Source organism: Enterococcus sp. BSD2780061688st2 D3 (genome assembly GCF_005844145.1).
Lineage (GTDB): Bacteria > Bacillota > Bacilli > Lactobacillales > Enterococcaceae > Enterococcus_B > Enterococcus_B durans.
Map to the genome: position 1 here is coordinate 1 of NZ_SPHN01000031.1, position 10,580 is coordinate 10,580.

Here is a 10,580-nt window from a genome sequence, read left to right on the forward strand (position 1 = left end):
CAAATGGAACGAAGTAATAGGGTAAAAGTGCACATTCTTATTTAGCAATAACTGCACAATACAGTCTAGCAGTTACAATAAGGCAAAATATGAAGTAAAACAGGTAGAAAATGATTCAGAAATTGATGCCAAAACAACAGAAGAAATTACTGAATTTCTAGAGACATTTTTCAAGATTTATCCGACCGCATCAGAAAATGAACTCGATTATTACGTAAAATCTGATGCAATGCAACCAATCAACTCTAACTTAAAATTTGTGGAAATATTTAACACCGTTTTTCAAGGAATTGGCGAAGATATTCAAGTCAATGTTGATGTGAAATACTGCGATGTTTTTTCAAAAGCAATTAATTATTTTCAATATAGATTGAAAATACAAAAATACGGAACCTGGATGATTATTGAATCAAAAAAAAAGATTTGTAACTAAGAGGTGACTAACCTAGTTTTTTGAGCATTGTAAATTAGTCATGGGAAACCGTATCGTAAATGATGCGGTTCCTTGTAATTTATATTTCATATATCAGAATCGATATAGTTTTTTAGAAATGAAATGATGAGGTAATAATTCAGATAGTGTGGCTAAGACTCATATACAAGTAATTTTGAACGAATATAGTTTTGTAAAAAAACTGTGGAAGGTATTGATTACGCTTGGATACAGGTCTTCTTGTAAGTCTTTTTTCAATTGTTGAGATATTTTACTATTGAAGTATACTGGAGTGGCAGAAAGAAACTTTTTATGAAAGTGTGGTTGGTACAATGAAAAGAGAAGTCATTTTAAGCAAATTAAAAAGGCAGATTTATGGTGGCAAGTTTCTTTTAGGTATTGCTACGGCAACTGGGATGAGTGCAGTTAACGCTAAACAAGGTGGAGCAGATTTAATACTAGCCTTAAATTCGGGCAAATTCAGACAAATGGGGAGGAGTTCACTGGGAGGTTATTTACCATTTGCTAACAGTAATGATCTAGTAAAGGAATTTTCTACAAAAGAATTGTTGCCTGTGTTGGATGATTTCCCTGTATTATTTGGAGTAAATGCAACGGATCCCTTAATAAAATCAGATGAATTGATTCGTTATATCAAAGAATACAATTTTGCAGGGGTTGTAAATTATCCGACGGTTAGTTTGATTGATGGCAAGTTTAGAGAGGCTCTAGAAGAAGAGAAAATTACCTTTTTTCAAGAGGTAGAGTTTATAGAGCTTGCCAAAAATAATGGGTTATTTACTATGGGGTTTGTAACAAATAAGAAGGAAGCTGAACAAATGGATAAGGTTGGACCAGATATTGTGTGTATACACTTAGGTCTTACTGAAGGAGGAAATTTAGGTGCAAAAAAAATGCACTCCTTTGAAAATATGCTCAGTACTATTCAAGAAATTTGTGCAAAGTTGATTGAGCGGAAATCGAAGAGCATCATCATGGTTTACGGCGGTCCAATAAATGACTTAACAGAAGTGCGCTATATTTATAATAAATTTCCTGAAATAAAGGGATATATTGGTGGATCAACCTTTGAAAGAATTAATTCAGAACAAATCCTTTCTTCTCAGATTAAATCATTCAAAGATGCTACGCACACACAACACGATAACTTAACTATCCAGATTTTAGAAGGTGTTGAAAAATATTATGATTATGTTGACTTTGTAAAAAAATACATAAGTGAAAATTATTCGACAACCATTTATATTAGTGATTTAGCAGATTTTACCAATTTATCTTCAAGCTATCTAAGTGATCTTTTTAAACGAAAAGTAGGTGTAAGTTTTACTGAGTACCTAATCAAGTTTCGGCTAAATAAGGCTATTGAATTAATGAACTCAACGAACTTAAGATTGGTAGAAATTGCAAGTAGCGTCGGTTATTCTGATTACGCACAATTTAATAAGATTTTCAAAAAATATATGAAACAATCACCAAAAAAGTACAGAGAATCTAATATATAAACTATTTCATCACGATGTGAAACGTTTTCAATCGGTCCTGATATACCTATAATCAACTTGTAAGCAGTTAACTGTGACTAAATAAGGAGGTAAAAACGATTGAAAACTGTTGCCTTAGTAGGAACTTTTGATTCAAAAGGGACAGAGTACCAGTACATTAAACAGCTTTTAGAAAAACTTGATTTGAATGTATTTACCATTCATACAGGGGTATTTGAACCATTTTTTACTCCAGATGTTGATGTTTCTGAAATTGCTGCCGAGGTTCAAGAAAATATTGAGACAATCCGTAAGCGCAATGATCGAGCTTATGCTACGGATGTTTTGTCTAAAGGGTTAGAACAGTTGCTTCCTAAATTATTTAAAAAAGGGCTTTTTGATGGGGTTCTATCCTTTGGGGGAACTGGCGGGACTTCGCTTGTGGCACCTGGCATGAGAAAATTACCGATTGGTATTCCCAAAATGATTGTTTCAACAGTCGCTTCAGGAGATACTAGTGTTTATGTTGGGACCAGTGACATCATCATGATGCCTTCAATTGTAGATGTATCAGGATTAAATAAGATATCAAAACGAATTTTTGGGAATGCTGTTTCAGCGATAGCTGGATTGCTAAATTATCGTATTGAAAATGAAGTGGATGAACATCCTCTAGTGGCCGCTACTATGTTTGGTGTGACAACGCCTGCTGTAAATTTTGCTCGAGAATATCTTGAGCAAAATGGTTACGAAGTATTGGTATTTCATGCAACTGGGATTGGCGGTCAGACCATGGAATCTCTAGTTTCGGATGGGTATTTTGCAGGAGTACTTGATTTGACGACGACTGAATGGGCTGACGAGTTGGTCGGTGGAGTTTTAAAGGCAGGTGAAAATAGGTTAGAAGCTGCAGCTTTAGCAAAAGTTCCTCAAGTTGTATCTTTAGGTGCAATGGATATGGTAAATTTTGGACCATTTGATACAGTTCCAGAGAAGTTCAAAAATAGGAACTTCTATAAGCATAACCCAACAGTAACTCTGATGAGAACTTCTGTTGAAGAAAGTCGAGAATTGGGCAAAATCGTAGCAAAAAAATTGAATATGGCACAGATAGAGACAGTACTGCTTATACCAAACGGTGGTTTTTCTTCTATTGATGTTGTAGATGGCCCATTCTATTATCCAGAAGCTGATAAAGCGCTAATTGAATCAATTAAGGAAAATCTTGACAATGACAATGTAAGGATAATTGAAAAAGAACAAGCAATAAATAATAAGGAATTTGCAGAACTTTCTGCGCAACAATTAATTAATTTAATGAATAAAGAAGGAGACATAATCAATGAATAGTCAAACACGAAAAGAAGTCATTACGAATTTTAAAGAGAAAGTTAATAAGGGAGAGATTCTTGTTGGCGTAGGCGCTGGAACAGGGATTACTGCAAAAAGTAGTGAAGCTGGCGGAGCTGATATGTTGATTGTTTACAACTCTGGTCGTTACAGAATGGCAGGGAGAGGTTCATTAGCAGGCCTTCTTTCCTATGGAGATGCAAATCAAATTGTTGTTGAGATGGGACAAGAAGTTTTGCCCGTTGTGAATGAAACGCCTGTATTGGCCGGTGTTTGCGGAACGGATCCTTTCCGAGTAATGGAGATCTATTTGAAGCAGTTGAAAGAACAAGGATTTAATGGAGTTCAAAATTTTCCTACAGTTGGTTTAATCGATGGTGTATTTAGACAAAACTTGGAAGAAACTGGGATGGGGTACGATTTAGAAGTTGATATGATTAAAAAAGCACATGAATTAGACATGTTAACAACACCGTATGTCTTTGATCCTGAACAAGCCCGAAAAATGGCAGAAGCTGGAGCGGATATTCTAGTTGCACATATGGGATTAACCACTAAAGGTACAATTGGTGCCAAAACAGCATTGACCCTTGACGATTGTGTAGAAAAAATTAAAGCAATTATTGATGCCGGTAGAAAAGTGAACCCTGAAATCATGGTAATTTGCCATGGTGGTCCAATTGCTGAACCCGAAGATGCTAAATATATTATTGAAAAAACAAAGGGAATTGATGGTTTCTTTGGTGCTTCCAGTATTGAGCGCTTTGCAGCTGAAAAAGGTATCAGAGAACAAACAGCTGCATTTAAAAAGATTAAGAATTAATAGAGTTTGTTTTTTTATATCAAAATCGTTAATAAAAATTTTCTTGGTTTTTCTAATTGGGACATCTAATGAAATTTGTTTCTAACATATATTGACGATTTTGTAAGAAATCAGTATATATAACATACTAGATACTTTTTTTGAAAAATATAGTTAAGTTGTTTATAGTTTTAAGCAAAGACTAACTTCAAGAGATAGAGAAAAGATAGTATGAGGTTTTTATGTGAACTGATGAAACAAAACTACAGTCCAGCACTCTTTTGAGTGCTGGACTTATTTTAATACTTATAAATACTATTCTGTTTTTGTACTATGGACAGATCAAAATCTTGCTTATTATTCACGATTTCATTGTAGACAGTGAGTATGTTCTCAAAATCTTTTGGAGTAGGATTTGAATGAATAGATACTACGGTACATTCTGGTACGAACAGTGATGGAAGATTGGTTATCAAAAGATCGTACTTACACATTCTTTCTCTAACTGAGGTAAGGCTAGTAGCATCAATCAAATCCACATTCACTCGTGTTTTTAAATGATACATAATATCTTCTTTTAAAAAAAAACAGTGCTCATAGCTTGTATTGAAAAAGAGTCCAGTTTTAATAGTTGGCGATTTTTGTTCCAATTGATCAGATAATGAGTCCCATGAAGTGACTATCATAAATAATAGTCGATTAATAACAGAATCATCTGTATAAATTGGTAAATCTCTATTTAAAAAATAACGAGATATAATTTCTTTAATCCTTTGTGTGAATTCTACGTAATAATTATTGAGATTGATAAAAAACTCTTCATTAGGATTATAAAGAATTTTTGTAGGTCCCCAAATATAAGTGGTTGCGTTGTATAGACAAAGCATAAGTTCTTCTTTATTAGATAGGATTAGATTTTCCTTTTCAACAATTGAATTTAATGTATTTTCTATCGTAACACGAAGATGATTAATTTTTGGATTTAAGGAGCATTTTTGATTTAAATCTGTCATTGACCATGCATATTTGTCATTAAAAAATATATAAAATAATCGATATATGCTCTTTGAGCTTATCTCAGTGTGATAGTGTTGAAAAAGTTTTTGAGTTAACTCTTCTGAAAAAGTAAAACCATGTTTTTGATCATTTCGTGATTGGCTTGGAAGTAAGTGACCTCTGCGAATGCGTATAAAATTAATAAATAACATAGTTCTAAATTTATTTACATAAGAATAGGATTGGCGTGCAGGTGTTTGTAAAAATGGGTAGCGATCCATAAACTCGTGCATGACCTCATCCATTAATTCAACATCGCTCTCAGCAAGTACTTTTTCAATGAGTCCATATTTTTCGATTAAATAGCAAAAATAGAACCGGCAGATTTTTCTCTCATCACCGATTATGTCCATATAAGTGCAGTCAATGTGAAAGTCGAAGGGAGCTAAAAGTTCATTGATTGTTCCTATCTTTCTTTTTAATGTAGAAATGCTGAGGAAAAGATGATCAGCCAGAGAGGTCAAATTGGTATGTCTACTTAAAAAGATTTCTTCAAGTATGGAGAATCTTGCAGACTGATTGTAAAGTGCAGAAAAAATAAAAAAAGGATTTTGATCAGGCATGAGAATTAGACGTACACCTAGTTGCTTACTACTTTCCAGTTTTGCTGGGCTGATGTATCGGTTGATATCCCCAATGCTTTTACGAACTGTACTTTCAGAGATTTGGGTAAATTTCGAAATGGTACTAATTTTTTCCCAGTCTCTATAAATGAGAAATTTAATGATTTGATAGTGCCGTTGTAAGTTTTTTTCTAATAATGTTTCCATATGGAGCCTCCAATAGTTAACGAACGTTAGATTAAAAATGAACTTTCTCAATGAGAAGTATTGTTCTATAGTTATCACCGTTGTTGGAAACATAGGTAAGCTGACAAGCTACAATTATTATAACAACATTAGAGTAAGAAAAACAATGGAAGGTAAGGAGAATGGAAAGAAAAAAACGATCAAGAATTATTATCCTTTTAATTTTGTTGATAGCTCTGTTAGTGGGAAGTGTGTACTACTATTTTTTAACTCATCAAACTGCACCAAATGTAGTTGCTGGCGAAACTGATGGGAAATCAGGTGAGTTTGTTAAGGAAATGAGCGAAAAAGAATTTGAAGAGCTTCTTCAAGCGAAGGCTGATAAAAGCGAAGTACGTTTGAAAATGAATTCTGATATGGTCTTTGAATCTTCATCAGAGGTTGGCGAGGTCAGTATATTAAATCCGGCAAGTAATCAATATGCCATACGCGTTCAGACTACAATTGATGGAGAGAATAAAGTTGTTTATGATTCAGGTCTCATTAAGCCAAAACAATATGTATCCCAAGGTAAATTAAGCACTACCATCAAAAAAGGTGTTTATAAAACACGAAATTTAGTCACCTATTATGAGAACGATAAGGCACAAAAAAAGGTTGGAGAAACCCTAGTAGTAGGGCAATTATCTGTGAATAACTAGAATATCTAGTTATAAATAATAGAAACAATGGAGGAACAAAAATGAAAAAAACACAATTTGTAGCACTTTTCGGTGTAGTCGCGTTTGGAGGAGCAGCATTATTAGGCCCGTCAGCTGCGTTTGCCTATGAAGATGGTCAACCAGATCCGAATACTCAACCACAAGAAGTCAAAAAACAAGATTCTGCTACTATTCCGGCAGAAGGAACATTTAAAGAATTTGATCCAACAGATCCAACAGACCCGACTCAGCCAGATCCAGATCCAACAGATCCTGCATGGGTTGATGTAAAAATTCCAACAAAAATCTTATTTGGTCAAACGGATGTAAGTACAGGTATTATTTCTCCACTTTATGAAATTGAAAATCTTTCCTCAAAAGGAGTTAAGATTTCTGTTAATGCTTTTAAGGATAGTGGTACACCGGGAGGATCTGGGAGTCAAACGGATGCTGAAAAAATTAGTGATAAGTTGACTTTGAACTTAACCAATAAAACTGCAAACAAAGACATCGCTTTGCACACGACAGACCCACAAAATCCTGCTCAATTCCCGGCGGAAATTGGCACTTTGAATCCAACTGGAGACAAGCTTGAATTTAAATTAAGTGGTGGGGTAGCAACAGGTTTTAATTTTGAAAAAAATGCTTTAAATCCACAATATGATTTAGTTCTTAAGTTTGAAGTTCAATAGGAATTGATATGAAAAAATACTATGGTTTTATATTGCTATCGTTAGTAGTCCTTCTAACTTTTATCTGTCCAATCGAGACCTTCGCTGAGTCATCAAGTATTCAGTTTAATCATATTCCGATTGAAGGAATCATTGGCAAAGGAAACGACCAACATTCTAATGTAATTGATGAAAACCAAAATGATAAGATGGATAAATTACCACAATTAGGCAATGAAGGAGATAATAGTAAATTTCTCTCCTTCATTGGAGTGGTCCTTATGCTTATCGCTTTAGAGCTGAGGTTTCTATTGGGAGGCGCTTATGAAAAAAAGTAGCTTTTCTTTGATTATGGCTTTCGTTTGCATTATTGGAAGTTTGTCATTTCCCACATATAGCTTTGCAAGTGATTCTGGTGATACTGCTAGAGACGTAGCGCAAGATGCAACACAGAAAGAATGGAATGACATGAAAGTCTATTTTGAGCAAACTGTGCTTCCAGCTGATGAGGGTTATACTCGAGGATACCAAACATCTACTGATTTTGAATTTTATTGTAATGATTGGCATAAAAATGAGTATGCATATACTGGACCAGCTAAAAGAATTATCAAAAGCATGACTAGTAGTGATCCAAATACTGTGAGTATTAGCTATAATTCAAATAATATTCAATTAAAAAGAGGAAGTGGCTCCTCACCTAAGGTAACAATAAATATTGAATATCAACTAGATTGGTCTTTTCACGTTAAAGAGAATGTGGCTGGAGTTTGGTGGACAGTAAATGATCGCTTTGGTCCAAGCGGGACAATAATAAAGGATTCTTTTACAGTGAATGTAGCACAAAAACATCTTACAGTAATTCCAAAACAGACAAATAAAATCCAATTAAATCTGTTCGATATCAAGGTAGACGATCCTTTAAGCTTCGTGGATTATAGTGGAAACACAGGTGAAGTATCTTATTACATGAAAGAGAAACCTGATGATACAAAAATAGGGGAAACTAGTGGGAAATTTATTTTTTTTGACGATAGCCATACAGTACCTGTTGATATTCCCTTTACTGTTATTGATACCACTCCTCCAACGGGACAGTTGATTAATCCAATTTTCTTGGAATTGGGTACGAATGCTGAAATCAGAGACTTTCTTGAATATGAGCCTTGGGATAATGACACAAAACCTGTTGCTATTTATTCAGATACTGATCCTAACAGTTTGGGCTTGGGAAATCATCCCTTTGAAATGAAGTTAACAGATAGTTCAGGTAATGCATCTTTATTGAAGTCAACAATTGGTGTACAGGATTCTACTCCACCACTAGTTAACACAAAGGAAAAAATCATTGAGTATGGATCAAAAGTAGATGCAAATGATTTTATTCGTTCAATTACTGATAATGATAAAACCGGAAAAATGAGAACTTCGTTTGATCCTTCAAAACCAGCTCCTGATGTAAAAAAGATTGGAAGCCAGGATGTTTTTCTTGTCGTGAGCGATCCGTCTGGAAACAGTACTAAAGCACAAGCAAAGCTAACCGTGAATCCTGATGCTATTGCACCTATCGGGGATGGTATTTTACAAATGGTGCCTGTTAACGGCAGTATATCAACTAACCCACTTGATGTAGTAAAAAATTTGCAAGATAACGATGATACTTCAAAAATAACGGCAAAATATGTAAAAATACCTGATACATCTAAAATTGGTTTAACGTATGCGAAAGTTGAATTATCTGATCAAAATGGGAATAAGTCAGAAGTGACTGTGCCTGTTTTTGTACATGATCATCATAGTATCTTTGATAATCAATATGTATTGAGTTCGCAAAATTTCACTGCCTATTCTAACCAAGTTCCTGCTTCAAAAATTGAAGAATGGATTTTGCAAGAAAGCCAATCTAAAGCGTGGGAACTATCAAGTGGAAATGAAATATCTAAGCAAATTAAAGTGATTAAGCATGATGTAAAGCCTCAGTTTGGCTCCTATACTGCTACGATCCAACTTGGCAATCTTACGAAAGATATCACGATTAATATTTTAGATGCCAAAGATTTGATTGATGTTACTATCCCGCAAAAAGTAATTTTTGGATCAACAGATGTTCAAAACGGTAAGGTATCATCACCGAGTTACGAAGTGAAAAATAATTCAACTGCAAAGCTTAAAGTATCTCTAGCCAAAACGCAGGTGGATCCTAGTTCAACGATTGATGTCATTCGGGCTAGTGATGCCGAACCTGGTGGAAATGATGAAAAAGTAAAATTAAGTCTGAGCTCATTGGAAGATTTTCAGTTTCCGATGATTGAGTTGCATCCGTCAGTAGCAAATCAAGAATTGGGAATTTTAAATTCTCAAGCAGTTGGTGGATTTCAAATTAAAGGAGCATATTACGAAAAATATCAAAATACAAAATGTAACATCCAAATGACCTTCAAATTTGAAGTGATTTAGTAGAGATAACTAGGGTGGTCCCCTGGTTATCTCAGTACATAGATTTCATGAGTAATGAGGCGATGGGTTATGCAAAAAAGATATGGTCATCTGATTATTTTAGATGAATTAATTCAAAATGGCTATAAAAAGTATCACTGCCTTTGTGATTGTGGACAAGAAACAATTGTTTATCATTCCAATTTAGTCTCGGGTCGAACAAAAAGCTGCGGGTGTGGAAATGTTAAAAATCGGCATAGATATAAGGATTTATCTAATAAAAAATTTGGTGAACTAGTTGCCCTTACCCCAACAGAAGAACGTAGCGAAGGAACCGTTGTATGGAAATGCCTATGTTCGTGTGGCAATGAAATAATGGCATCGGCAAAACGATTGCAACGAGGAGAAATCCGGAGTTGTGGATGTCTTAAGGAAAAACAGTTTCACATTGAAACACAAATATTCGGTAACCTGACCGTCATTGAACCATTAAATAAGAAGTTAGATTGGAAAACAAAATGGAGATGTAAGTGTAGCTGCGGTCAATTATGTGAAGTTAGCTATGGCAACTTATCATCAGGTCACACAAAAAGTTGTGGTTGTTTGAAAAGAGTTGAAAGTAGAACTTGTGTAAAAGGAACAATTGTCGAATGTTTGAAAGCTAAATTGGCCAAAAACAATACTAGTGGCGTAAAAGGAGTTTATCGATGTAAGGGAATGTGGGTAGCTTATATTACTTGGTTCTGTTGCAAAGTTTTAAATCTACTATCAAATAAGGTAGAATAATAGAAAAAGATAGCAGGAGGAATGACGATGAATCATTTTAAAGGAAAGCAATTTCAGCAGGATGTGATTATTGTAGCCGTGGGCTACTATCTTC

9 protein-coding genes and 1 pseudogene are annotated in these 10,580 nt (G+C 34.5%); 9 read left to right on the forward strand and 1 reads right to left on the reverse strand.

Annotated features, from left to right (window positions below; translation table 11 throughout):
- Positions 1-76 precede the first annotated feature (76 nt).
- The 4 genes and pseudogenes from FGQ66_RS14185 to FGQ66_RS14200 all read left to right on the forward strand — a co-directional run.
- A pseudogene (locus FGQ66_RS14185) lies at positions 77-433 on the forward strand (conjugal transfer protein); the annotation flags it as partial.
- A 332-nt stretch (positions 434-765) separates the two neighbouring features.
- Positions 766-1,956, forward strand: a complete 1,191-nt coding sequence (locus tag FGQ66_RS14190; RefSeq protein WP_104870052.1) for a phosphoenolpyruvate hydrolase family protein — start codon at positions 766-768, stop codon at positions 1,954-1,956.
- 99 nt (positions 1,957-2,055) lie between these two features.
- Positions 2,056-3,285 (forward strand): Tm-1-like ATP-binding domain-containing protein, encoded by a 1,230-nt coding sequence (locus FGQ66_RS14195; RefSeq protein ID WP_002390848.1) that lies wholly within the window; start codon positions 2,056-2,058, stop codon positions 3,283-3,285.
- Complete coding sequence (locus FGQ66_RS14200; RefSeq protein WP_095443908.1) at positions 3,278-4,108, forward strand: phosphoenolpyruvate hydrolase family protein; 831 nt, start codon at positions 3,278-3,280, stop codon at positions 4,106-4,108. Before FGQ66_RS14195 ends, FGQ66_RS14200 begins: the two co-directional genes overlap by 8 nt.
- Positions 4,109-4,386: 278 nt before the next feature.
- Here the strand turns inward: FGQ66_RS14200 and FGQ66_RS14205 are convergent, their stop codons facing one another.
- A complete protein-coding gene (locus FGQ66_RS14205; protein WP_138302636.1) occupies positions 4,387-5,913 on the reverse strand; it encodes an AcpB/EbpR/MafR family transcriptional regulator in 1,527 nt (508 codons plus the stop codon).
- Between the two features lie 161 nt (positions 5,914-6,074).
- On the opposite strand from FGQ66_RS14205, the gene FGQ66_RS14210 reads away from it, so the two are divergent.
- From FGQ66_RS14210 to FGQ66_RS14230, 5 genes are all read left to right on the forward strand, one after another.
- Positions 6,075-6,593, forward strand: coding sequence for a hypothetical protein (locus tag FGQ66_RS14210; RefSeq protein ID WP_095443906.1), 519 nt, complete (start codon positions 6,075-6,077; stop codon positions 6,591-6,593).
- A 41-nt stretch (positions 6,594-6,634) separates the two neighbouring features.
- Complete coding sequence (locus tag FGQ66_RS14215) at positions 6,635-7,285, forward strand: hypothetical protein (protein ID WP_095443905.1); 651 nt, start codon at positions 6,635-6,637, stop codon at positions 7,283-7,285.
- 8 nt (positions 7,286-7,293) lie between these two features.
- Entirely contained in the window at positions 7,294-7,602 is a 309-nt protein-coding gene (locus FGQ66_RS14220) for a hypothetical protein (RefSeq protein ID WP_095443904.1), read from the forward strand.
- A complete protein-coding gene (locus FGQ66_RS14225) occupies positions 7,589-9,721 on the forward strand; it encodes a hypothetical protein (RefSeq protein WP_104870046.1) in 2,133 nt (710 codons plus the stop codon). Before FGQ66_RS14220 ends, FGQ66_RS14225 begins: the two co-directional genes overlap by 14 nt.
- A gap of 69 nt (positions 9,722-9,790) precedes the next feature.
- Complete coding sequence (locus tag FGQ66_RS14230; RefSeq protein ID WP_138302637.1) at positions 9,791-10,486, forward strand: AP2 domain-containing protein; 696 nt, start codon at positions 9,791-9,793, stop codon at positions 10,484-10,486.
- Positions 10,487-10,580: the final 94 nt, after the last annotated feature.

What these genes read in the sequence shown, in the direction of transcription:
- FGQ66_RS14210 (WP_095443906.1), top strand. Translation starts at nt 6,075, where the DNA reads ATGGAAAGAAAAAAACGATCAAGAATTATTATCCTTTTAATTTTGTTG.
- FGQ66_RS14225 (WP_104870046.1), top strand. Translation starts at nt 7,589, where the DNA reads ATGAAAAAAAGTAGCTTTTCTTTGATTATGGCTTTCGTTTGCATTATT.
- FGQ66_RS14200 (WP_095443908.1), top strand. Translation starts at nt 3,278, where the DNA reads ATGAATAGTCAAACACGAAAAGAAGTCATTACGAATTTTAAAGAGAAA.
- FGQ66_RS14230 (WP_138302637.1), top strand. Translation starts at nt 9,791, where the DNA reads ATGCAAAAAAGATATGGTCATCTGATTATTTTAGATGAATTAATTCAA.
- FGQ66_RS14220 (WP_095443904.1), top strand. Translation starts at nt 7,294, where the DNA reads ATGAAAAAATACTATGGTTTTATATTGCTATCGTTAGTAGTCCTTCTA.
- FGQ66_RS14205 (WP_138302636.1), bottom strand. Translation starts at nt 5,913, where the DNA reads ATGGAAACATTATTAGAAAAAAACTTACAACGGCACTATCAAATCATT.
- FGQ66_RS14215 (WP_095443905.1), top strand. Translation starts at nt 6,635, where the DNA reads ATGAAAAAAACACAATTTGTAGCACTTTTCGGTGTAGTCGCGTTTGGA.
- FGQ66_RS14190 (WP_104870052.1), top strand. Translation starts at nt 766, where the DNA reads ATGAAAAGAGAAGTCATTTTAAGCAAATTAAAAAGGCAGATTTATGGT.